The sequence below is a fragment of the Azospirillum sp. VT-I1 genome (assembly GCF_055698305.1).
The window spans coordinates 195826-219030 of the sequence record NZ_CP168805.1; the positions used below are offsets into that span (position 1 = coordinate 195826).

Annotated in this window: 20 protein-coding genes and 2 pseudogenes; 11 read left to right on the plus strand and 11 right to left on the minus strand. The window is 70.9% G+C overall.

Annotated features, from left to right (window positions below; genetic code table 11):
* Positions 1–19: 19 nt before the first annotated feature.
* The 4 genes and pseudogenes from AB8P05_RS26630 to AB8P05_RS26645 form a co-directional block, all read right to left on the minus strand.
* Positions 20–1651, minus strand: coding sequence for a chemotaxis protein CheW (locus tag AB8P05_RS26630; protein ID WP_472761537.1), 1632 nt, complete (start codon positions 1649–1651; stop codon positions 20–22).
* Between the two features lie 5 nt (positions 1652–1656).
* Positions 1657–3642, minus strand: a complete 1986-nt coding sequence (locus tag AB8P05_RS26635; protein ID WP_472761620.1) for a methyl-accepting chemotaxis protein — start codon at positions 3640–3642, stop codon at positions 1657–1659.
* 588 nt (positions 3643–4230) lie between these two features.
* Positions 4231–4341: pseudogene (locus tag AB8P05_RS26640) on the minus strand (chemotaxis protein CheC); the annotation flags it as partial.
* Positions 4342–4352: 11 nt separating this feature from the next.
* Positions 4353–4799 (minus strand): response regulator transcription factor, encoded by a 447-nt coding sequence (locus AB8P05_RS26645; RefSeq protein ID WP_472761538.1) that lies wholly within the window; start codon positions 4797–4799, stop codon positions 4353–4355.
* Between the two features lie 134 nt (positions 4800–4933).
* Here AB8P05_RS26645 and AB8P05_RS26650 point away from each other — a divergent pair, with 134 nt between their 5' ends.
* Entirely contained in the window at positions 4934–8233 is a 3300-nt protein-coding gene (locus tag AB8P05_RS26650; RefSeq protein ID WP_472761539.1) for a tetratricopeptide repeat protein, read from the plus strand.
* Between the two features lie 61 nt (positions 8234–8294).
* The gene (locus tag AB8P05_RS26655) at positions 8295–8729 is read left to right on the plus strand and encodes a hypothetical protein (protein WP_472761540.1); all 435 of its coding nucleotides are present in this window, start codon (positions 8295–8297) and stop codon (positions 8727–8729) included.
* Here the strand turns inward: AB8P05_RS26655 and AB8P05_RS26660 are convergent.
* The 5 genes from AB8P05_RS26660 to AB8P05_RS26680 are packed head-to-tail and all read right to left on the minus strand — an operon-like array spanning position 8701 to position 12287.
* Positions 8701–9492: a MetQ/NlpA family ABC transporter substrate-binding protein gene (locus AB8P05_RS26660; RefSeq protein ID WP_472761541.1), complete on the minus strand. Its 792-nt coding sequence runs from the start codon at positions 9490–9492 to the stop codon at positions 8701–8703. The genes AB8P05_RS26655 and AB8P05_RS26660 overlap by 29 nt on opposite strands.
* A gap of 25 nt (positions 9493–9517) precedes the next feature.
* Positions 9518–10186, minus strand: a complete 669-nt coding sequence (locus AB8P05_RS26665; RefSeq protein ID WP_149222883.1) for a methionine ABC transporter permease — start codon at positions 10184–10186, stop codon at positions 9518–9520.
* Complete coding sequence (locus AB8P05_RS26670; RefSeq protein WP_472761542.1) at positions 10164–11216, minus strand: methionine ABC transporter ATP-binding protein; 1053 nt, start codon at positions 11214–11216, stop codon at positions 10164–10166. Before AB8P05_RS26670 ends, AB8P05_RS26665 begins: the two co-directional genes overlap by 23 nt.
* A 44-nt stretch (positions 11217–11260) precedes the next feature.
* Positions 11261–12040 (minus strand): MetQ/NlpA family ABC transporter substrate-binding protein, encoded by a 780-nt coding sequence (locus AB8P05_RS26675; protein ID WP_472761543.1) that lies wholly within the window; start codon positions 12038–12040, stop codon positions 11261–11263.
* A gap of 46 nt (positions 12041–12086) precedes the next feature.
* A complete protein-coding gene (locus tag AB8P05_RS26680; protein ID WP_045583820.1) occupies positions 12087–12287 on the minus strand; it encodes a hypothetical protein in 201 nt (66 codons plus the stop codon).
* Positions 12288–12748: 461 nt separating this feature from the next.
* Between AB8P05_RS26680 and hisG the strand changes: the two genes are divergently transcribed.
* From hisG to AB8P05_RS26700, 4 genes are read left to right on the plus strand one after another with little or no spacing between them, the layout of a single operon-like run.
* Positions 12749–13519 (plus strand): ATP phosphoribosyltransferase, encoded by a 771-nt coding sequence (gene hisG / locus AB8P05_RS26685; protein WP_455175682.1) that lies wholly within the window; start codon positions 12749–12751, stop codon positions 13517–13519.
* A complete protein-coding gene (hisD, locus tag AB8P05_RS26690) occupies positions 13503–14807 on the plus strand; it encodes a histidinol dehydrogenase (protein ID WP_472761544.1) in 1305 nt (434 codons plus the stop codon). The genes hisG and hisD overlap by 17 nt, the downstream gene beginning before the upstream one ends.
* Positions 14808–14844: 37 nt before the next feature.
* Positions 14845–15330, plus strand: a complete 486-nt coding sequence (locus AB8P05_RS26695) for a UPF0262 family protein (RefSeq protein ID WP_452010038.1) — start codon at positions 14845–14847, stop codon at positions 15328–15330.
* Positions 15331–15346: 16 nt separating this feature from the next.
* Positions 15347–15814 (plus strand): arsenate-mycothiol transferase ArsC, encoded by a 468-nt coding sequence (locus tag AB8P05_RS26700; RefSeq protein WP_472761545.1) that lies wholly within the window; start codon positions 15347–15349, stop codon positions 15812–15814.
* Between the two features lie 6 nt (positions 15815–15820).
* On the opposite strand, the gene AB8P05_RS26705 is transcribed toward AB8P05_RS26700, so the two are convergent.
* Positions 15821–17026 carry a PepSY-associated TM helix domain-containing protein gene (locus tag AB8P05_RS26705; protein ID WP_472761546.1) on the minus strand — a complete coding sequence of 402 codons (1206 nt, stop codon included), beginning with the start codon at positions 17024–17026 and terminating at the stop codon, positions 15821–15823.
* Between the two features lie 276 nt (positions 17027–17302).
* On the opposite strand from AB8P05_RS26705, the gene AB8P05_RS26710 reads away from it, so the two are divergent.
* The 4 genes and pseudogenes from AB8P05_RS26710 (at position 17303) to AB8P05_RS26725 (ending at position 21924) form a co-directional block, all read left to right on the plus strand.
* Complete coding sequence (locus AB8P05_RS26710) at positions 17303–19615, plus strand: ATP-binding protein (protein ID WP_472761547.1); 2313 nt, start codon at positions 17303–17305, stop codon at positions 19613–19615.
* Between the two features lie 112 nt (positions 19616–19727).
* A complete protein-coding gene (locus AB8P05_RS26715) occupies positions 19728–20879 on the plus strand; it encodes a lytic transglycosylase domain-containing protein (protein ID WP_472761548.1) in 1152 nt (383 codons plus the stop codon).
* 169 nt (positions 20880–21048) lie between these two features.
* Entirely contained in the window at positions 21049–21267 is a 219-nt protein-coding gene (gene infA / locus AB8P05_RS26720; protein WP_012977999.1) for a translation initiation factor IF-1, read from the plus strand.
* 25 nt (positions 21268–21292) lie between these two features.
* A pseudogene (locus AB8P05_RS26725) lies at positions 21293–21924 on the plus strand (Maf family protein).
* Between the two features lie 166 nt (positions 21925–22090).
* Here the strand turns inward: AB8P05_RS26725 and AB8P05_RS26730 are convergent.
* Positions 22091–22297 carry a hypothetical protein gene (locus AB8P05_RS26730; protein ID WP_472761549.1) on the minus strand — a complete coding sequence of 69 codons (207 nt, stop codon included), beginning with the start codon at positions 22295–22297 and terminating at the stop codon, positions 22091–22093.
* Here AB8P05_RS26730 and AB8P05_RS26735 point away from each other — a divergent pair.
* A complete protein-coding gene (locus AB8P05_RS26735) occupies positions 22287–23147 on the plus strand; it encodes a ribonuclease E/G (RefSeq protein ID WP_472761550.1) in 861 nt (286 codons plus the stop codon). The two genes, AB8P05_RS26730 and AB8P05_RS26735, sit on opposite strands and share 11 nt — an antisense overlap.
* Positions 23148–23205 lie beyond the last annotated feature (58 nt).

The window sequence follows — 23205 nt, forward strand, 5'->3', positions numbered from 1 at the left end:
GTCGTTCCCCATCGGTCCGTCACTGCGGGGTAACGAGCAGGCCGGCCAGTCGGTCCATGTCCAACAGGCTTTCCGCGTCCATCAGCAGGATCAGGCGCGCGGCGGCGCCGGCATCCCGGCCCGCCGTCTCCAGCGTCGCCACCCGGCGGATCAGCCGGCGCTGCGCCGCCGACACCGCCGGGGCCGGACCGATCCGCTCCGCCGGAATCGTCACCAGCCCGGCCAGCCCGTCGACCAGCAGCCCGACCCGCGCGGCATCCGCCCCGTCGCGGCCGACCACCACCACCCGGCCACGCGCAAGTCCCTGGGCTGCCTCGCCGCCCGCAGCCGGCAGATGCAGCAGCCGGCGCTGGTCGATCAGCGGCAGCACCTCGCCGCGCAGGGTCAGCACGCCGCTGACGAAGTCGGGGGCGTTGGGCAGGGGAGTGACGCTGTCGGGCCGGCGCAGCACCTCGCGCACGGCGGCGACCGGCAGGCCGTATTCCGCCCCGGCGAGGCTGAAGACGACGAAGCGCTCCGCCATGCCGCCCGTATCCGCGGGCCCTGCCGGTTCCATGCCGTCCCTCCCCCAATCCGCACCGGCGTCGATGCCGACGCCTGTCCCGGCCCCGACCGCCGCGCCGTGGCGGAACAGCCGCTCCGCCGACAGGACGGAGACCAGCCGCCGCCCGCCGTCGGCCCGGGCGATGCCGTCCAGATCCTCGAATTCCGGTTCGCGGGCGAGAAAGGGCGGAACCGGGTCGATCTGCGCGGCGTCGAGCCGCAGGATCTCCCGCACCTCGTCCACCAGGACGCCGACCGGGGCCTCACCCTGTCCGGGGCGCACCACCACCACCCGGCGCCCAATCGGCTGCTCCCCTGCCGCCTGCTCCCCGGCACCATCCAGCCCGAACAGCGCGCGCAGGCCCACCAGCGGCAGCAGCCGGTCGCGCACCGACATCACGCCGAGCAGATGCGCCCTGGAGCGCGCCATGCGGGCGACCTCGCGCGGGGCAGGCAGCACTTCGCTCACCCGGTCCACCGGCAGGGCGAACTCCTGTCCGGCCACATCGAAGACCAGCAGCGCCAGCCGGTCGATCCCGCCCGCGGCTTCGGCGCCGGCACCTCGGCCGGTGCTCCGTCCCAGGCCGCCGACCAGCCCCCCCGCAGCGTGCCCCGTCCGCGCGCCCTCCTCCGCATCGCCGAACTGGCGGTCGATGAGCACATCGGGCTTCAGGATGGTTGCCGGGCCGTCGCGCAGCAGCCCCTCCAGCATGGCGGGGTCGAGCCCGCCATCCTCGGCGGTCACCGGGTCGATGCGGCCGGGGGCGCTGCGCAGGATGCCGGCCATGGCGTCCACCCGCAGGCCGACCGGCTGGCCGCGATGCCCGACCAGCACCACGCGGGTCTCGCGCGTGTCGGCCGTGCCGCCGTGCCGCCCCAGCGCCGTCGCGAGGTCCAGCACCGGCACCGCGTCGCCATGCCAATGCGCCAACCCCTCCAGGCCCGGCGGACCCAGCGGGATGCGCACCAGCTCCGGCGGGCGGATCACCGCATGCACGGACGACATCGGCAAAGCGAGGCGCAGGTCGCCGACCGTCATGGTGACGAAGGCGAGGCTGCCCGCCCCGCCGTCGCCGGCAGCCCCTTCGGCCCCCTCTTCCGTCGCCACGGCGGTCAAACCGCGCCGAGCAGGCTGTCGGCCATCGCCGCGATCTCCTCGATAGCCGACGCCAGCTCCTCCGCCCCCTTGGCCTGCTCGCGGGCGGCCTTGGCCGCTTCGGTCGCGGCGAGGTTGGCGGCGGCGGCGGCGGTGGCCACCTGCTCCACCCCGGTGCGGGTCTCGCGCAGGGCGACGGCGGTCTCCCCGGTGGCGTCCAGGATCTCGCGGCTGCCGGCGGTGACCACCCGCAGCTCCTGCGCACCGGCGGTCAGGGTGACGCCGAAGGCACGGTGCCGCGCGGTCTCCGCCACCGCGGTGGCCGAAACGTCGTCGATGTCGCGGCGCACCCGCAGCATCTGGTCCTGGATGTCGCGGACGATGTCCTTCACCCGCTCCGCGCTTTCGGCGCTGTCGCCGGCCAGCTTGCGGATGTCGCCGCTGACCACGGTGAAGCCGCGGCCGAACTCGCCCGCCCGCGCCGCCTCGATGGAGCCGCTGACCGCCAGCATGCCGGTCTGGATGGCGACGGTGGCGATGGCGTCCACCACCTTGTCGATGCGCCGGCCGATCCGCTCCAGTGCGTCCAGCCGCTCGCCGGCCCGGCGGGAGGAGTCCACCGCCTCCAGCATGCCGTCGGCCAGCCGGCCGATGGTGTCGCGGGTCTCGCCCAGCAGGGCTTCCATCGCCGTGCAGCGCTCGACCGAGTCCCTGGCCCGGCCGGCGGCGAGCGTCGCCGCGGCGTCGATCTCGGCGATGGCGGAGGCCAGCTGGTGGGTGGCGGCGCTCTGCGACTGGGCGCCGCCGGAGATCTGGCCGATGGCCGTCATGATCTGGGCGGCGCCGCGGTTGATCTCCTCGATGGCGGCCGACAGCTCCTCCGCGGCCGAGGCCAGCTCGTCGGCGGTGGCGGCGAGGTCGGCGGTGCCCTCCAGATCCTCGGCCAGTTCAGACAGCTGGCCGGCGGCGCGCTGGCTCTGGGTCAGGGCGACGGCCTGCTCGCCCGCGGTCTTCAGCGCCTCCTCGGCGGCGGCGGACTGCTCCTCGGCGCTGGCGGCGATGGTCTCCGCCCCGCGCAGCGCCTCACGCGCGGCCTGGTCGGCCTCCACCGCGGCGCGGATGGTCTCCTGCGCGCCCTGCACCAGCGCCGTCATGTCCGACCGCACGCCTTCCAGCTGCTGGACGATGGTGCGCCCGCGCTCCACCTCCGCCTTGGCGGCGTCGGAGGAGGCGACGATGCCGGCGGCGATGGCGGCCACCGCCTCCTGGATTTCGCCGACCATTCCCTGGATGTCGTTGGCGCTGCGTTCTGACCGTTCGGCCAGCGCCTGCACCTCGTCGGCGACGACGGCGAAGCCCTTGCCGGCCTCCCCCGCCCGCGCGGCCTCGATGGCGGCGTTCAGCGCCAGCAGGTTGGTCTGGTCGGCGATGGCGGCCACGCTCTGCACGATGGCGCCGATCTCGCGCGCCTGGGTCTCAAGGTCGCGCACCAGCCGGACCGAGGCCTCCTGCCGCTCGGCGGCGCGGACGATGCCGTCGATGGAGGACAGGATCTGGCCGCTGACGTCCTTCAGCGTCCCCTGCAGCGCCTCCACCCGCAGAACCGCCTGCTCCGCCGTGGCGCGCGAGCGGGCCAGCAGTTCGGAAGCGCGGCCGATCATCCGCTGGGACTGCTGGGTGGCGCCGGCCGATTCCTCGGCCCCGGTGGCGATCTGCTCCATCGCCCGGCGCAGTTCCTCGGCGGCGGAGGCCGCCTGGGTGACACCGCTCGCCAGTTCGGTGGAAGCCGCGGCGATGCCGCTGGCCGCCTGCCGGCGGCGGGAATCGGCACGCGCCCGGCGGCGCTGCGGAGCGGTCGGCACGGCACCTTCCGGCCGCGGGCCGGCTTTCGCGGCAGGCGCGGCGGCTTCGGCCGCAACCGCGTCCGGACCGGCATCGGCGCCGTCATCCTTGGGCCGGGCGGTGCGCGCCGTTTCCATCCTGGTCTTCTTGATGAGTGCCATGGTCCTTCCCCGCCTTTCCAGCCGGTTCTTCTTGATGGGCTTACGCCACGAGACGCCCGATGTAGCGGCCGAGCGTGGCCTGCAGGGCGCCGGCCGAGTCCGCGTCGAGCAGCAGGACCACCCGCCCCCGACCACGACACCGACCGCGTCCCCGCCCGGCAGGCTGGTGCGCAGGTCGATGTGGAAGAGCACCGCGGCCCCTCCTCCCGCATCGGCCTCCGCCACGATGGCCGGCGCCACCGCGGCACAGCCGCGCAGGATCTCCGCCCCGCTGCCGCGGACCACCACCGGCAGGCCGGTGTCCACCGGTTCGCCCAGCAGGTTGGCGACCAGCGCCAGCGCGCTGTTCAGCACGACGTTGCCCAGCTCCGCCAGGACCTCGTCCTCCAGTTCGGGGACGTCGTCGGCCGGAACGTCGGGGGGAAGCGCCGCCCGCACCAGCGGCAGGCTGCCGGCCTGGGGGAAGACCAGCAGGGCGCAGCCGGCGAACAGGCCGGCCAGCCTTTCCGACACGCCCACCAGCGGCGGCGTCAGCGCCCGGTCCAGCAGCCCCGGCACCTCGCCCGGCGGCACCATCTCCACCGACGGCACCGACAGCGTCACCAGACCGCCCAGCATGCGGCCGAGCGCGGTCGATGCCTTGCCGATCCCGATGTTGCCCAGTTCGGCCAGCGCGTCGCGCTCCAGTTCGCTCAGCATGGGGGAGGCGGTCACTCCGGTGCGGCCTGGGAGGCGCGGCGCGGCGGCAGGGCGGTGGAGTTCAGGAAGCGGGCGACCTGCTCCTCCTCCAGCGGCTTGGGCATGAAGGCGGCGCCGACCGCGCGGATGCCGGACACCACCGCGTCCTGCGCGTTGGCGGTGATGATGGCGATATGGACGTTCGGGTGGCTCGCCCGCAGCTTTGCCGCGGTGTCCACGCCGTTGTCGCCGGGCATGTTGTAATCGATGATCGCAACATCCACCGGCGTGTCCTGAAGCGTCTTGAAGAGTTCGTCGCCGTTCGCCGCCTCCACGACCGACCAGTCCGGCTTGTTGCGCAAGACCATCGCCCGCACATGCATGCGCGAAAGCTTGCTGTCATCGACAATGATTGCAGTCTTACCCAAGATATAGGCCTTTTGGATAGAGCAGGACCGGCAGAGCCGAATTGCGCGCAAGTATACAGAATGGATGTCGTCACGCCAGTCCCCTTGATCGCAGTCGGAAATTGGCGTCGGGATTTTGCGGGCGCGGCGGCCGGCCGACTCATGCTATCGAGACGGACCGCCTTCCCCGCCCCGGCCCCCGCCCCATGCCGCCACCGTCCGCCGTCGCCAAACTGGCCGCCCTGCTGGGCCAAGCGCTGGACCGCCACCGTGCCGGCGACCTGGACGGGGCGGAGCGCGGCTACCGCGCCATGCTGGCGGCCGACCGCGGCAATCCCGATGCTCTACACCTATTGGGCGTGTTGCACCACCAGCGCGGGCAGGATGCAGAGGCGGTCCGCCTGATTGGCCAAGCCATCGCGCGGCGTCCCCGGATGGCGGAACAGCACGCCAACCTCGGCCTCGCCCTCCATGCGCTCGGCCGGCTGGGCGAGGCGGAGGCGGAATACCGCCGGGCGCTCTCCCTGCGCGACGCTTATCCGGAGGCGCACAACAGCCTGGGCAGCGCGCTGCAGGAGCAGGACCGGCTGGATGATGCCGCCGTCCATTACCGCCGGGCGCTCGACCTCGACGCCGGCTATGCCGAGGCCTGGGCCAATCTCGGCACGCTGCTGCGGGCGCGGGATGAGTATGGCGAGGCGGAAGCGGCGCTGCGCCACGCCCTGCGGCTCGACCCCGGCCATGCGACGGCACTGACCAACCTCGGCGTCGTGCTGAAGGAGACCGGCCGCACCGGAGAGGCCGAGGCCGCGCATCTGGAGGCGCTGCGCCTCGCCCCCGGCGATGCCGAGACCATGGTGAATCTCGCCCTGCTGCGCGACGCCCAGGGCCGCGGCGGCGAGGCGGAGGCGCTGTACGGCCAAGCGCTCGCCCTTTCTCCCGGCTTCGCGCTGGCGCGCTGGAACCTCGCCCTGCGGCTGCTCGGCCAGGGACGGCTGGCTGAGGGGTGGGACGAGTATGAGGCGCGCTTCGCCTCCCGCCGCGTTTCCGCCGGGCGCAGTTTCACGCTGCCGCCCTGGGATGGCGCCGCAGACGGGCGCCTGCTGGTCTGGCGGGAGCAGGGGCTGGGCGACGAGCTGATGTTCGGCACCGCCCTGCCCGACCTCGCCGCCGCAATCGGCCCGCAAAATCTGGTGGTGGAGGTCGATGCCCGGCTGACCGGGCTGGTCGGCCGCGCCCTGCCCGGCGTCACGGTGCGGGCGGAAACCGCCGCCCCGACCGATGCCGACGCCCAGTTGGCGATGGGATCGCTGCCCCGGCTGCTGCGGCCGGCGCTGTCGTCCTTTCCCGACCGGCGGTCCTGGCTGGCGCCCGACCCGGCGCGGTCGGCGGACTGGCGCGACCGGCTGGCGGCGCTGGGGCCGGGCCTGCGCGTCGGCATCTGCTGGGGCAGCCAGAACATGCTGGGAGAGCGCAAGGCCTCCTACACCACGCTGGCCGACTGGGCGCCGCTGCTGACCCTGCCCGGCCTGATCCCGGTCACCCTGCAGTATGACGGGCGCGAGGCGGAGATCGCCGCGGCCGAGGCGCGCCTGGGCCTGCACATCCACCGCTGGCCGGACACCGACCTGAAGAACGACCTGGAGGGGGTGGCGGCGCTGATCGCCGGGCTCGACCTCGTGGTGACGGTCGCGAGTTCGGTGGGCGAGATGGCGGGCGCGCTCGGCGTGCCGGTCTGGCGCTTCGGTCCGTCCGGCGACTGGACGGCGCTGGGCAGCGCGGTGCGGCCCTGGTTCCCGTCGATGCGGCTGTGGAGCGCGCGGCCCGGCGAAGGGTTGGCGGACGTGCTGATCCGCATGGCGGCGGAACTGCGCCGTCTGGTCCCTGCCCCGCCCATCGCCGACTGGCTGGCCGAAGCACGGGACCTGCACGGGTCCGGCCGCTGGCCGGAGGCGGAGAAGCTCTATCAGCGCATCCTCGACCAGGGCGGCGAGGTGCCGGCGGCGCTGGAGGGCTACGGCCTGCTCGGCCATCAGGCCGGCCGGCCCGACATCGCCGTCACCCTGCTGACCCGCGCCATCGCGGCGGAGCCGACCGCCGGCCGCCACAAGCGCCGCGCGTTGGCCCACCAGGAGATGGGGACGATGGCGGAGGCCGAGGCCGACTGGCTGGCCGCCGCCATGCTCGACCCCACGGATGTGGAGGCGCTCGGCAATCTCGGCGCCCTGCGCCTGACCCGCGGCGCCGGCGGGGACGCGGCGGAGGCGACCGATGCGGCTCTGCGCCTCGCCCCCTTCCATGCCGGGCTATGGACCAATGCCGGGCTCGCCCGGCAGGCGATGGGCGAAGACGGGGTGCCGGCCTTCCGGCGGGCGCTCGCCCTCGACCCGGCGCTGGCGGATGCCTGGACCGCCCTGGCGGCCGACGCCCTGCGCGACGCGGCAAGTGCCGCCGAGGCGGAGCGGGCGGCGGGGCGGGCGCTGCGCCTGCGGCCCGGCGACCCGTCGGCCGTCGGCAACCTGGGGCTGGCGTCCTTGGCGCTCGACCGCCCGGCAGAGGCGGTGGCGCATCTGCGTCAGGCTCTCCAGGGCCGGCCGGGCGACCTCGGCATGATCGGCAACCTCGCCCTGGCTCTGGAGCGGGCGGGCGACGGCACCGCGGCCGGGCTGGCCTGGTGGCGGGTGATCCTGCTGGCTCCCGGCGCCGGGGCCGGCTGGGCCGGGCTGGCCGACCTGCGGCAGCGGCAGGGCCGGTTGGATGCCGCGCTGAAGGGCTGGGGCCGGGCGCTGGCGCTGGAGCCGCGGCGGGCCGAGTGGCGCTACAATCTGGGCAACGCCCTGCACGCCGCCGGCCGGCCGGCGGAGGCCGACGCGGCTTACCGGCAGGCGGTGGAGGACGACCCGGGCCTGACGCTCGCCGCCTTCAACCGCGGCTATGCGGCGCTGGCGCGGGGAGAACTCGATGCCGGCTGGGCCGGGCTGGAGGCCCGCTTCGCCGCCGGGCAGGCTCTGCCGGACCGGCGCTTCCGCATTCCCGCCTGGGACGGCGGCGAGTTGACGGGAAAGACCGTGCTGGTCTGGCGCGAGCAGGGGATCGGCGACGAGCTGATGTACAGCGCCTGCTACGCCGACCTGATCGCGCGGGCGGGACGGGTGATCGTGGAATGCGAGCCGCGGCTGGTCGCGCTGTTCGCGCGCTCCTTCCCGCAGGCGCAGGTGCGCGCGGCGACGGCGGATCCGGTGGACGCGGACTGCCACGTCCCGGCGGGGTCGCTGCCGTTGCGCCTGGGCTGGGGATTGGGCGGCTTCCCGGCGCGGGAGGGATGGCTGCGGGCGGATGAGGCGGCGGTGGAGCGGTGGCGGGGGTGGTTGGGGGGATTGGATGAGTTCGGCAACGATTGCCCCCACCTAACCTCCCCCGCTGGGCGGGGAGGGACTGCCGCCGAACGCCGACAAAGCTCCAATCCCCTCCCCGCCCAGCGGGGGAGGGTCAGGGTGGGGGTCTAACTCCACCGAAAGCGACGCCCTAACCGTCGGCCTCTGCTGGCGCAGCGGCCTGCGCAGTGCCTTGCGCGACGCCAACTATGCGCCGCTGACCGACTGGGCGCCGATCCTCACCCTGCCCGGCCTGCGCCTGATCAATCTTCAGTACGACGACTGCGAAGCCGAACTCATCGAAGCGGAAACACGCTTCGGCATCGCCATCCACCGCCCGCCGCTCGACCTGAGGAGCGACCTGGACGGCGCCGCCGCCCTGACCGCGGCGCTGGACCTCGTGATCTCCGCCGGAACGTCGGTGGCGGAGATGGCCGGCGCACTGGGCGTGCCGGTCTGGCGGATCGGGCCGGCGGGGGACTGGACGGCGCTCGGCACCGCTTGCCGGCCCTGGTATCCGTCGATGCGGCTGTTCAGCCCGAACGCGGGCGGGACGCTCGGCGACGCGCTGTGCGCCGCCGAGCGTGCCCTCAACACACTCAGAACGCGGGAACCACGGCGTTCTTGAACTTGGTGAGGATGAACTCCTTCACCTCGGGGCTGTTGTAGGACTTCACCAGCTTGGCGACCCAGGGCTTGTCCTTGTCGGCCTTGCGGACGACGATGACGTTGGCATAGGGGCTGTCAGCCGATTCACGCGCGATGGCGTCCTTGACCGGGTCGATGCCGGCTTCCAGCGCGAAGTTGGTGTTGATGGCGGCGGCGGTCACGTCGTCCAGCGAGCGCGGCAGCTGGGCGGCGTCCAGCTCGACGATCTCCAGCTTCTTCGGGTTCTCGACGATGTCGATCGGCGAGGCCTTGAGGTTGCCGCCGTCCTTCAGCTTGATGAGCCCCTTGGCCTGCAGCAGCAGCAGGACGCGGCCGCCGTTGGTCGGGTCGTTGGGGATGGCGAACTTGGCGCCCGTCGGCAGCTCCTCGAGGCTCTTCACCTTCTTGGAATAGATGCCGATGGGATAGACCACCGTCTTGCCGACGCTGACCAGATCGAAGCCGCGGTCCTTCACCTGGTTGTCCAGATAGGGCTGGTGCTGGAAGCTGTTGGCGTCCAGGTCGCCGCCGGCCAGCGCCTGGTTCGGGATGACGTAGTCGGTGAATTCCAGGATCTGGATGTCCAGCCCGTCCTTGGCGGCGATGGGCTTCACCGCTTCCAGGATCTGGGCATGCGGACCGGCGGTGACGCCGACCTTGATGGTCTCGGCAGAAGCACCGAAGGCGATGGCCATGGTGGCGGCGCCGGCCAGCAGGGAAGCCAGCGAACGGAAGCGCAGCATCTCGAACACTCCTCGGATTTTTAGGTCAGGATTTCAGGTTACGCTTGTTGACGCGGCGGGCGATCAGGTCGCCCGTCGACTGCACGATCTGCACCAGCACGATCAGCACGACCACCACCGCCAGCATCACCTCCGGCAGGAAGCGCTGGTAGCCGTAGCGGATGCCGAGGTCGCCCAGGCCGCCGCCGCCGACAGCGCCGACCATGGCGGAATAGCCGATCAGGCTGACCGCCGACAGGGTCAGGCCGGCGACGATGCCCGGCAGTGCTTCCGGCAGCAGGACCTTGCGGATGATCTGGAAGGGCGTGGCGCCCATCGCCTGCGCCGCCTCGACCAAGCCACGATCCACCTCGCGCACCGCATTCTCCACCACGCGGGCGATGAAGGGGGCGGCGGCGACGGTCAGCGGCACGATGGCGGCGTTGGTGCCGATGGAGGTGCCGGCGATCAGCCGGGTGAAGGGGATGATCGCCACCACCAGGATGATGAAGGGGGTGGAGCGGGTCATGTTCACCACCGCCCCCATCACCTTGTTGAAGGCGAAGTTCTGCAGCAGCTCGCCCCGGCCGGTGACGGCCAGCATCACGCCGATGGGCAGCCCGATCAGTGTGCCGATGGCACCCGACACCGCCACCATGTGCAGCGTGTCGATCAGCCCCTTGATCAGCAGGTCAATGATTTGCGGGGAGAGCATGGCCCAACACCTCGACGCCCAGATTGTTCTCTTTCACCAGTGCCACGGCGGCATCGACCTTGGCCTGATCGCCCAGCGCCTCCACCACCAGCGTGCCGAAGGGGGCGCCCTGGATCTCGTCGATCTGGCCGTGCCAGATGTTCAGGTCCAGGTTCAGCTGGCGGCTGATGGCGCTGATGACCGGGGTGGTCGCCTTCTCGCCGGTGAAGGTGATGCGCAGCACCGGGTTGCTGCCGGGGCCGGGCTGGGAGGACAGCCGGTCGCGCAGGCTGTCGGGAATCCCGCGGTTGATGACGGGATCGACGAAGCTGCGGGTGGTGGGATGCTTCGGATGGGCGAAGATGTCGAAGACCGGCCCCTGTTCGATCACCCGGCCGCCTTCCATCACCGCCACCTTGTGGCAGATTTCCTTGATGACGGCGATCTCGTGGGTGATGAGGACGATGGTCAGGCCGAGCCGCCGGTTGATGTCGCCCAGCAGATGCAGGATCTGCGTCGTCGTCTCCGGGTCGAGCGCCGAGGTCGCCTCGTCCGACAGCAGCACCTTCGGCTTGCTGGCCAGCGCGCGGGCGATGCCGACGCGCTGCTTCTGCCCGCCCGACAGCTCCGCCGGGTAGCGGTTGCGCTTGTCGGCCAGCCCGACGAGGTCGAGCAGCGGTTCCACCGTCCGGCCGATCTCCGCCTTGGCCATGCCGGCCAGTTCCAGCGGCAGCGCCACATTGTCGAAGACGGTGCGCGAGGACAGCAGGTTGAAGTGCTGGAAGATCATGCCGATGGAATGGCGGGCCTTGCGCAGCTCCGCCGCCGACAGGGTGGTCATCTCCACCCCATCGACCGTGACGCTGCCCGAGGTCGGGCTTTCCAGCAGGTTGACCGTGCGCAGCAGGGTGGATTTGCCGGCACCCGAGCGGCCGATGATCCCGAAGACCTCGCCGCGTCCGATGGAAAGGTCGATGTCGGCCAGCGCGTGGACCGGAGCCCCGCCGCCGCGGGCGGCGTAAGTCTTGTTAATGTTTGTTAGCGTTATCATCTTTTAATCGGCAAAAGGGGACGTCCAGCGTCCCCCCAGCCCCCTCACCAAGTCGGAATGATGGAACCGTTGAAGCGCGTTTCGATAAACTGCCGCACTTCGGGCGAACGATACAGCGCAATGAAGCGCTTGATCGTCGGGTCTTCCATGCGATCCTTGCGGACCGCCCACACCAGGTTCCACTTGGACTGGTCATCCTCCAGCACCAGCGCCTTCTTCGGCTCCAGCCCGGCCAGCACGGCATAGTTGAGGGTGATGACCGACGCATCCACGTCGTCGAGCGAGCGCGGCAGCTGCGCCGCGTCCAGCTCCACCAGCTTGATGCCCTTCGGATTGACGACGTCGGCGATGGTGGTGTTGAGGCCGGCACCGTCCTTCAGCCCGATCACGCCGGCCTTGGCCAGCAGGAACAGGGCGCGGGCGCCGTTGGTGGGGTCGTTGGGGATCGACACCGAAGCACCCGGCTTCAGGTCGGCCAGCGCCTTCACCTTGCTGCTGTAGACGCCCATCGGCACCACGACGCTCTTGGCGACGGAGACGATGTCGTAGCCGCGCTGCTTCACCTGATTGTCCAGGAAGGGCTGGTGCTGGAAGTTGTTGGCGTCGATGTCGCCGGCCTGCAGCGCCGCATTGGGCATGTTCCAGTCCGTGAACTCGATCACCTGCGCCTCAATGCCTTCCTTGGCGGCCAGCTTGGCGGTGAATTCCAGGATCTCGCCATAGGGGCCGGCCGACACGCCCAGCTTCAGCGGGGCGGCGAGCGCGGAGGCGGCGGAGGCGAGCAGGCCGGCGGCGACGGCCACCGACATCAGGATGCGCTTCATCGGGACTTTCCTCAGGATTTCAGGCGGCGGGTTTCTTGATAGGGGCTCAGCGGCGGCGGGTATCGGGCAGCCGGCTGTAATGCTGGTGGGCGGCGCGCTGGGCCTGTCCGACATTGCGGAAGACGCGGCGGTCGAGATCGCGGAAAGCCCAATCGGACACGAAGAAGGTGAAGCCGCCGCGTTCGGCGACGACGATGCCGGCGGACCGGCCCTGCACTTCGATGGCGTAGGCGTTGGCGTGGGACATGGCGAGATGCTCCCCTGGCGCGGCGGGCTCCCGGCATGGCGGGGCGGCGGCGCAGATACTCGGATCGGGCGGATGTGCGGGATGGGCGCTGTGTCTTGGGGCCGCGAAATCAGCGGCAACACAGGCCCGGGCGCATCATGCAGGCCGGGAGAGCGGTCCGAGGCACGGATGGGGGGCGGAAACTCGCGATGTCATTCCGGTCTCTCCTTCTTGAAGAGGTCCACGACCGGTATCGTGGCGCTTTAGCGTTTGGTGACGCGGCGCAAGCTGCAGAAGTCAAATTGCCGCGGGATGCCCCGGTGGGCGTCCATGGGTTTTTATCTACCCTTTCGATGGAGTTTGGTCAAACCCATTTTTGCGATTTGTGTGGAATTCCTCATTCAGCGCATCTTTCCCGTAAAATCTCCGCGGGGCGACAGCGACAGGTGACGGGCGCGTGGAATGTGCTATCTATCGCGGCGATGGTTCATCCGGGGCCTGCACACCGCCCCGGCGAGCGAAGCGAGGAGAGTGTTTTGTCCGCCGATCCCAGTCTCCAAGGGGTGACGGCCGCCACGGTGGCCGCGCCGGTCGACGACCAGCTGGTGCTTGCCCTGCCCAAGGGCCGCATCCTGAAGGAGCTGCGCCCGCTGCTGTCCCATGCCGGCATCCATCCGGAACCGGCCTTCGACGACGACAAGAGCCGGCTTCTGCGCTTCGCCACCAATGTGCCGAACCTCAGCATCATCCGCGTGCGCTCCTTCGACGTGGCGACCTTCGTCGCCTTCGGCGCCGCCCATCTGGGCGTGGCCGGCAACGACGTGCTGATGGAATTCGACTATCCGGAAATCTACGCGCCGCTCGACCTCGGCATCGGCGCCTGCCGCCTGTCGGTCGCGGAGCCGGCGGAGATGCTGGAGAGCGACGATCCGTCGCGCTGGAGCCATGTGCGCGTCGCCACCAAATATCCGGAGGTGACCAAGCGCCATTTCGCCGCGCGCGGCGTCCAGGCCGAATGCGTCAAGCTGAACGGCGCGATGGAGCTGGCGCCGACGCTGGGCCTGTGCCGCCGCATCGTCGATCTGGTCTCCACCGGTTCGACGCTGAAGGCCAACGGGCTGGTGGAGGTGGAGCATATCGCCGACGTCACCTCGCGCCTGATCGTCAACCGCGCCGCCTTCAAGACGCGGACGGCCGAAATTTCTCAGTGGATCGACAAGTTCCGGGAGGCGGTGAATGCCCGTCAGGCTTGATATTCGCGATACGGGATTCGCCGCCGGCTTCGAGGCGCTGCTGCACGCCAAGCGCGAGGCCAGCGAGGACGTCCAGACGCTGGTCGCAGGCGTGATCGAGCAGGTGCGCACGCGCGGCGACGATGCCCTGATCGACTACACCGCCCGCTGGGACCGCCTGACCCTGACCGCCGACACCCTGCGCATCGGCCGGGACGAGATCGACGCGGCCACCGCCAAATGCTCGGCCGAGACGCTGGAGGCGCTGGACCTCGCCGCCGCGCGGATCGAGGAGTTCCACCGCCGCCAGATCCCCGAGGTCACCGACTATCGCGACGCCGCCGGCGTGCGGCTGGGTGCGCGCTGGACGCCGGTCGGCGCCGTCGGCCTCTATGTGCCGGGCGGCACGGCATCCTACCCGTCCTCGGTGCTGATGAACGCGCTGCCGGCCAAGGTCGCAGGCGTGGAGCGCGTCGTCATGGTGGTGCCGACGCCGGACGGGGCGATCAACCCGCTGGTGCTGGCCGCCGCCAAGCGCTGCGGCATCGACGAGATCTACCGCATCGGCGGCGCCCAGGCGGTCGCGGCGCTGGCCCACGGCACGGCGACGATCCGGCCGGTCGACAAGATCGTCGGCCCCGGCAACGCCTTCGTCGCCGCCGCCAAGCGGCAGGTCTACGGGCTGGTCGGCATCGACAGCATCGCCGGCCCGTCGGAAATCCTGGTGGTGGCCGATGGCCGGAACGATCCGGCCTGGATCGCCATGGACCTGCTGTCGCAGGCCGAACACGACACCTCGGCCCAGTCGATCCTGATCACCGACGACGCGGCCTTCGCCGACGCGGTGGCGGCGGCGGTGGAGAAGCATCTGGAGACGCTGCCGCGCACGGCAATCGCAGGAGAAAGCTGGCGGGAGCATGGCGCCATCGTTCTGGTCGGCGACCTGATGGCCGACGCGCCCGCCCTGGTCGACCGGCTGGCGCCTGAGCATCTGGAACTGGCGGTGGAGGATCCGAACGCGCTGGCCGCGCGGATCCGCAATGCCGGGGCCATCTTCCTCGGCCGCTACACCCCGGAGGCCATTGGCGACTATGTGGCCGGGCCGAACCATGTGCTGCCGACGGCGCGCAGCGCCCGCTTCTCCTCCGGTCTCAACGTGCTGGACTTCATGAAGCGGACGACCTTCGTCGCCTGCGACGCCGACAGCCTCAAGGCCATCGGTCCGGCGGCAGTGACGCTGGCGATGGCCGAAGGGCTGGAGGCGCATGCGCGCTCCGTCGCCCAGCGGCTGCCAGACTATAAAGATTAAGGCCTATAAAGACTAAGGACTGCGGGGGAGGCGGGGCGTGACGACGGCAAAGAGCAAGCGGCGCATCACCCATGTGACGCTCGACGAGCGGAGTGTCGTCCGCCACAAGCCGGAGGTGGAGCATGAGCGCGCCGTCGCCATCTTCGACCTGCTGGAGGACAACGAGTTCTGCCCCTGCGACTTCGCGGAGGACGGGCCGTACCACCTGCACCTGTCGATCGAGGACAACCGCCTGGTCTTCGACATCCGGCGCGAGGACAACAGCGAACTCGACCGGCTGATGCTGCCGATCACCGGCTTCCGGTCGATCGTCCGCGATTACTTCCTGATCTGCGAGAGCTATTACGCCGCCATCAAGCGGTCCACGCCCTCGCAGATCGAGGCCATCGACATGGGCCGCCGCGGCCTGCACAACGAGGGGTCGGAAATGCTGCGCGAACGGCTGGCCGGCAAGGTGGAGATGGACCTGCAGACCGCGCGCCGGCTGTTCACGCTGATCTGCGTCCTGCACATTCGCGGCTGACGGACCGGGCAAGGCCATGGCGGCGACCCCGGTCCTAACTCCCCTGCCGGTGACGAGCGTGCTGTTCGCCTGCACCTACAACATGATCCGTTCGCCGATGGCGGCGGCGATGATGCGCCATTACCACGGCACGCGCGTCTATGTGGATTCGGTCGGCGTCCGTGAGGGCGACGAGGTCGATCCCTTCGCCGTCGCGGTGATGGAGGAGATCGGCATCGACCTGTCCAAGCACCGCTGCCGCACCTTCGAGGATCTGGAAGACACCAATTTCGACCTGATCGTCTCGCTGTCGCCCGAAGCGCAGCACCGCGCCATCGAGATGACGCGCACCATGGCCTGCGACGTGGAGTTCTGGAACACCTTCGACCCCACCCTGGTCGACGGCACCCGCGACGCCATGCTGGAGGCCTACCGCGCCGTCCGCGACGGCCTGCTGGCCAAGGTCATGCAGCGCTTCCCGCTGACGCGCGGGCCGACGGTGTAACGGCGGTCAGCCGGCGCGCACCGGCCGCGTCCGCTTCTTCTGCCGCCAGCGCACCACGCCGGTGGCCAGAAGCAGCGCGGGCAGCAGGCCGCCCACCGCCACCAGGATGCGGCAGCACAGGCCGAAACACTCGCCGTTGTGCAGCGGATGCTGCCAGCCGAAGAAGGCGTCGCCGGCGGTCCAGCCGGCGGGATCGCGCAGGTCGAGGATCGTGCCGTCGGCGCCGTTCACCCAGACGCTGGTCTTGGGAAAGCGCCAACCGGGCTCGCTGGCCTGGAACAGGCGGATGTGATAGGCGCCGCCGCCCTGCGCCGGCACCTCGACCCAGCGCGGTTCGGCCTGCGGGAAGCGGGCGAGCGCTGCGGCCAGGGCGGCGTCGGCCCCCACCTGCGTCCCTTCTTTGGCCGGCGCGACGGCGGGCGCCGGAGTCAGGGGCGACAGCCTCTCGACCACCGGCTTCACCCAGTCTGGCTGTTCCATGACCACCCCGGTCACGATCAGCGGCAGCAGGACGACGAGGCCGTAGACGCCCGCCAGCACATGGATGTCGAACACCTGCCGCACGAAGCCGGAGCGTAGGCGGGGCAGCAGGGCCAGCCCCCATTTCCCGGCGGCCGGCCACCACAGATAGACCCCGCTGGCCAGGACGAGCAGGCTGGCGATGCCGCCCAGCGCCAGCACCGTCCGCCCGGTGTCGCCGGCCAGCAGCAGGTAATGCAGGTCATAGGTCCAGGTCATGGCGGTCCGGCCCCAGAAGCGGGAGGACAATATCTCCCCGCTGTAGGGGTTCACCGCCACCATCAGGGGGGCGAAGGACTTCCCCGCCGTCTCCTCCGGCTTCATGTAGCGCGCCATGATCGGATGGTCGGGGCCGTGGGGCAGCTCCAGCCGCCAGCCGCCGGTCCGCTGCGGATGGGCCTCGCGCAAGGACTGCACCACCTGGTCGAGCGGCACCGGATCCTTATGCCCGGCCGGGACCACCAGTTCCGGCGTCAGCACGCGGTCGATCTCGACATAGAAGACCAGCAGGCTGCCCGTCAGCGCGGTCAGGGCCAGCAGCCCTCCCACAACGAGCCCCAGCGTCAGGTGCAGCGTCAGCAGGATCCGCCGGATCCGCTGCCTTGCGGCTCCGGTCCTTGGGCCGGTCTTGGGGCCGGTCTTGGGGCCGGCCGGTCGCGCCGGGGGGATGTCGAAGTCGCTGCGGGTGTGCATCGGGCGGATCTCCTGACGGGCGTTCGGCACGGGATGATGGAACCTGCGCGCGAACCATCCCGGAAGAGGAGCCCGCCGGCCTTGACGGCCGTCAAATCCCGACGCCCGGCCACACGGCATGGTCGGTAACAATTTTGGCGTTCTGCAACTTTTTACGCTGCAACCAGTTCACATTGCGTCCCCCTCAATGCTATTGAGCTGTGTCATCGCAACGCACTGCGCGCCGGCTTAGGTTCGGGTGCGTCGACGCCCGTTCCCGCGGAGAGCCCCCGATCCATGCCCGCCGGTCTGCTGCACCGCCTTCTCCGAGTCTTCAGTCCGCGCAGCCTGCGCGCGCGGCTGATGGGCGTCGTGCTGGCATCGCTGGCTCTGCCGCTGGCGGGTGCGCTGTATCTGGCCGACCAGCAGCTCGACGACCGCATCGACGCGGCGCGCGAACTGGCCCTGCACCTCGCCGACGACGGGGTGGAGCGCCAGCGCGACCTGATCGGGGAGGCGCGCAACCTGCTCGGCGTGCTGTCGCTGGTTCCGGCGATCCGCAACGCCACGCAGACCGATACCGATGCCTGCGTCGCCACCCTGGCGCCGATGCCGCGCCAGCACCGCTGGACCACCGGCGTCTGGCTGACCGACGCCGACGGCAACATCATCTGCGACACCACCGGCCCCGGCGCCGGCATCTCGCTGAGGGAGCGCGAATATTTCCAGCGCGTCCTCGACACCGGCAACTGGGTGGTCAGCGACTTCATCATCGGCAAGCGCTCGCTGAAGCCGCTGATCATCGTCGCCAGCCCGATCATCGAGAACGGGCGGATCGTCCGCGTGATCGGCGTGGCGGTGGATCTCACCTGGCTGACCGATCTGGTGAAGGTGCTGAAGCAGCCGGACGCCCGCGTCATGGTGCTGGACCGCCACGGCGTGATCGTGGCCCGCCAGCCGGACCCGGAAGGCTGGCTGAACCGCAACGTCTTCCACATGCCGCATGTCCAGCGCATGCTGAGCGAACGCAACGGCGCCTTCGATTCCGAAAGCGCCGACGGCCGCGGGCGGCTGTGGGCCTTCCGCCATTCCAGCGAGACCGACACCGTCTTCGCCGTCGGCATGCCGACCGGCCCGATCATCACGGAGGCGCGGCGCGACCTGTGGCAGAGCCTGGGCCTGCTCGCCATCGCGGCGCTGGTCAGCGTCATCGCGCTGTGGGTGCTGCTGCGCGCGTCGGTCCTGCGCTGGGTGTGGGAACTGGGAAGTGCCGCCACCCGCATCGGCGACGGCGGCGGCGGCACCATGATCGAGGCCGACCGCGCCCCGCACGAGTTCCGCGTCGTCTCGCACGCCTTCAACAACATGTCGCGCCGCCTGAAGCAGCGCGAACAGGAACTGCGCACCGCCATGGAGGAGGCGCGGGCCGGCAGCCGCGCCAAGGAGGAATTCCTCGCCACCATGAGCCACGAGATCCGAACGCCGATGAACGGCGTGATCGGATTCGCGGAGATGCTGCTGGAAACACCGCTGACGACGGAACAGCGCCGCTACGCCTCGCAGGTGCGCGATGCCGGCCGCTCGCTGCTGACCGTCATCAACGACGTGCTCGACCTGTCGAAGCTGGAGGCCGGGCGTCTCGATCTGGTCAGCGTGCCGTTCCGGCTGGACGATCTGGCCGACCGCTGCGTCGCCATCGTCCGGCTCGCCGCCGAACAGAAGGGGCTGGAGATCCAGACCACCATCTCCGCCACCGCCCGCGGCTTCGTCATGGGCGACCCCGACCGCCTGCGCCAGATCCTGCTGAACCTGCTGGGCAACGCGGTGAAGTTCACCGACAGCGGGGCGGTGCGGCTGACGGTCAAGGCGGTGGAGGAGGACGGCAGCCGCATCTGCACCTTCACCGTGACCGACACCGGGATCGGAATCGCCGCCGACCGGCAGCGCAACCTGTTCCAGCGCTTCACCCAACTGGAACGCGGGCGCGGCGGTACCGGGCTGGGGCTGGCCATCTGCCGCCGGCTGGTGGAGTTGATGGGCGGCGAGATCGGCATGGACAGCAAGCTGGGCGCCGGCAGCACCTTCTGGTTCTCGCTGCCGCTGCAGCCCGCCGGCAGCGCCGCGGTCCAGCCCGACAGCGCCGCCGTCTCCCGCATCGAGCCGGGAAGCCCCGGCGTGCGCATCCTGCTGGCCGAGGATCTGGCGATGAACCGCGATCTCGCCACGACCATGCTGACCAAGGCCGGCCATCATGTCGACGCCGTGGTGGACGGCGCTGCCGCGGTGACCGCCGTGCAGGAGCAGACCTACGACATCGTGCTGATGGACGTGCAGATGCCGGTGATGGACGGGCTGGAGGCCGCTCGCCGCATCCGCGCCCTGCCCGGGCCGGCCGGCAGCATCCCGATCCTGGCCCTGACCGCCGGCGTGATGCCGGTGGAGGTCGAGCGCTGCCTGCAGGCGGGCATGAACGCCCACCTGGCCAAGCCGCTTGAGAAGTCGAAGCTTCTGGCCGCCATCGGCCGCTGGGCCCGCCCCGAAGACGATCTCGATGACACCCCTGATGGCGGCCCCGATATCCAGCGCCCCCAGTTGATCGCGCACAGCTGACGAGTCGGTGTTATAGTGCCTGCACCGTCCCGGCCGTGCCCACGCTCCCGATGCGCGGATGGACGGGCCTCGACCCCGGCAGGCTCTGCCGGCCTGCAGCGAAGTGTGTGCCATGAAGGTTGCGCAGCCCCCTCTCGCCCCCGTTCCGGAGCGCAAGCCCGAAACCCCTCCGCCGCCCGCCGACGGTGCCGGCGCCGAGCGGTCCTTCCGCGACACACTGGTCCAGGCCGCCCAGGGCCGTTCGGGAAGCGGTCCGGTCGGCCGGCTCGCCAATGGCCAGAAGGCGCCGCCCCTGCCCCTGGACAAGCCGGCGGCCCCGGTCCTGCTGGAGGACGGCAGCCGGGTTCCCTTTCCGGCGGCGAAGCCGGTGACGCCCATCCGGCTGGCCGACGGCACGACCGTGCCGGTGCCCGCGGCCAAGCCCGCAGCTCCCGTCCTGCTGGCCGATACCGCCCCGGCGACCGAGGCGGCGCCGCGCGCACCGCTGCCCGGACTGAAACCGGCCGTGCCGGCGCCGGTGCTGAGTTCCGCCAAGGTGGCGAAGGCGGTGGAGGCGGTGACCTCCGACAATCCCACCGCAGCGCGGGTGCTGGTCGCCTCGCAGCAGGTCGCCGGCCTGTCCGGCCACAGCTTCACCGCCATCCTGGCCCAGGCGACGCAGGAAAGCGGTTTGGACAGCGCGGCGAAGAACAGCCGCAGTTCCGCCGCCGGGCCGTTCCAGTTCCTGGAATCGACATGGCTCGACCTGTTCCGCCGCCATGGCGCCGCCTATGGCCAGGGCGAACTCGCCTCGCACATCCAGGTCCGCAACGGCGTGTCCAGCGTCAAGGACCCGGCGATCCGCCGCCAGATCCTGGAGCTGCGCCACGACGTCGACCTGTCGGCCGGCATGGCCGCCCGCTATCTGGCAGAAGGACGCGATGCGCTGGAGAAGCGGCTGGGCCGCCGGGCCAGCGAATCGGAAAGCCGCATGGCCTATGTTCTGGGCTCCGGCGGGGCGGCGAAGCTGATCCGTGCTGCCGAATCGACGCCGGGCGCCATCGCCGCCGACCTGCTGCCCAGCGCCGCGAAGGCGAATCACAACCTGTTCCATGACCGGTCGAGCGGCCGCGCCCTGACCGCGGCGGAAACCGTGGGCCGGTTGACGCGGCGCATGGAGATCGACCAGCGCGAGATGTTCGCGGCCATCGGACAGGCGATGGAAGCGCCGCGCCGCCTGGACGAAGGCAGCGCATCGCCGCTCAACCCCCATCAGTCGGTCTGACCGAAGGGCCACCGGAACCGGTGCCGCAGGGCCGTCCGGCCCGCAACGCGGGGCTGCCCCGCGCGGCGGGGCTGCGGCCGAACGCATCGGCGGTGGGAATCCCACTTGACCCGGCGGCTTTGGAAGGTCAGTTATTGCCGCGAAACTTTTAGGACGGACATAAGGGCCTATGGCAAAGGAAGATCTGATCGAGTTTTCCGGGACCGTCGTCGAATTGCTTCCGAACGCGATGTTCCGGGTGAAGCTCGACAACGATCACGAGGTTCTCGCGCACACCTCGGGAAAGATGCGTAAGAACCGGATTCGCGTCCTGGCCGGCGACCGCGTCAATGTGGAAATGACGCCGTACGACCTGACCAAGGGCCGCATCACCTTCCGGTTCAAGTAGCATCCTTGCTGCATCGCGGTTCCCCGTGACGATCCCGTCCAAGGCGCCCCGGCTGGTGCTGGCTTCGGCCTCGCCCCGCCGGCTCGACCTGTTGCGCCAGATCGGCATCGTGCCCGACGCGGTCGATCCCGCCGATCTCGACGAAGCGCCGCTGCGCGACGAACTCCCGCCCCAGCACGCCCTGCGTCTGGCGGCGGAGAAGGCGTCGTGCGTCGCCGCGCGCCATCCCGATCGTGGATTCTCGCCGCCGACACCGTGGTCGCCTGCGGCCGCCGCATCCTGCCCAAGGCGGAGCGGGAGGAGGAGGCGCGGCGCTGCCTGTCGCTTCTGTCCGGCCGGCGGCACCGGGTTCTGGGCGGCATCGTCCTGCTGGTCCCCGACGCAAGCGGAGAGGGCCACCGCAGGATCGACCGGCTGGTCCGGACCGACGTCACCTTCAAGGTGCTCGACCGGGCGGAGACCGATGCCTACATCGCGTCCGGCGAATGGAAGGGCAAGGCCGGCGGCTATGCCATCCAGGGCCGTGCGGCGGCGCTGGTGCGCTGGATCGGCGGCTCCTACAGCAATGTCGTCGGGCTGTCGCTCCACGAGGTCGCCGGCATGCTGCACGGCGCCGGCTTCCCGCCCCCGCCCCGCCTGAACCATGAGCAGGCTTGAGCTGCTGGTCGACCGCGACGGTCCGCTGACGCGGGCGGCGGTGCTGGCCGACGGCCGCCTGACCGACCTGCACATCGACCATGCCGACCGCCCGTCGCTGCTGGGCGCCATCATCCTCGGCCGGGTGGAGCGGATCGCCACCGGCCTGAACGGCGCCTTCATCGACTTAGGAAGCGGCCTGTCCGGCCTGCTGCCGGCCGCCGACGTGCGCCGCCCCGTCCTCGACGACGACTCCCCAATCGCATTCCCATCCCCGTCCGGGATCGAAGCCGGCCGCCATCGGCGCGCTGCTGCGCGCCGGCCAGCCGGTGGTGGTGCAGGTGAAGGCCGACGCCGCGGGGGCCAAGGGGCCGTCGCTGACGATGGACGTCACCCTGCCCGGCCGCTTCCTGGTGCATGCGCCGCTCGGCCGCGACATCGCGGTGTCGAAGCGCCTGGGCAGCGGCCCGGAGCGCGCGGCGCTCGCCCGCCGGATCGAGGGACTGGTCACCGGCGCCGGCTGGATCGTCCGCGCCGGGGCCGCCCAGGTGTCCGACGATCTGCTGGCCGCCGAATCGGAGGCACTGCACCTGCAATGGCGCGCCGTCCGCGACGACGCCCGCGCCGGTTCCGCCCCCCGCCTGCTGCATCCTGGCCCCGACGCCCCCACCCGCGCCCTGATCGAGCAGGGAGCCGCGGCCCCCGACTCCATCATCGTCGACGATCCGGCCCCGGCCGGCGGCATCCTCGTCGGAGAGGGACCGCTGCTGTCGGCCTTGCGCGGCTGGTGCGACCGCCACGCCCCCGACCTGCTGCCCCGCCTGACGGCCCACAGGGCCTCCCAGCGCCTGTTCGACCTGCGCGACCTCGACACTGCGATTGCGGAGCTTCTGGACGTCCGGGTGCCGCTGCCGCTCGGCGGGTCGCTGGTGATCGAGCGGACGGAGGCGCTGACGGTGGTGGACGTCAATGCCGGGGAGCGCGGCAACCCGGTGGACGTCAACCTGGACGCCGCGGCGGAGATCGCCCGCCAGCTCCGCCTGCGCAATGTCGGCGGCATCGTGGTGGTGGACTTCGTCAACATGCGCGGCCGCGGCGATGCCGAGCGCGTGCTGGCCGCCCTGTCGCATGCGGTGGAAAGCGACCCGGTGCAGACCCAAGTGTATGGCATGTCGAAGCTGGGCCTGGTCGAGCTGACCCGCGCCCGCCGCGGCACGCCGCTGGCAGCCCTGCTGCGGCCCTAGAGTGTGATCGGTTCAAGCGGAATCGCTTGAAGCGTGAATCACACGGAAAACGTTAAGC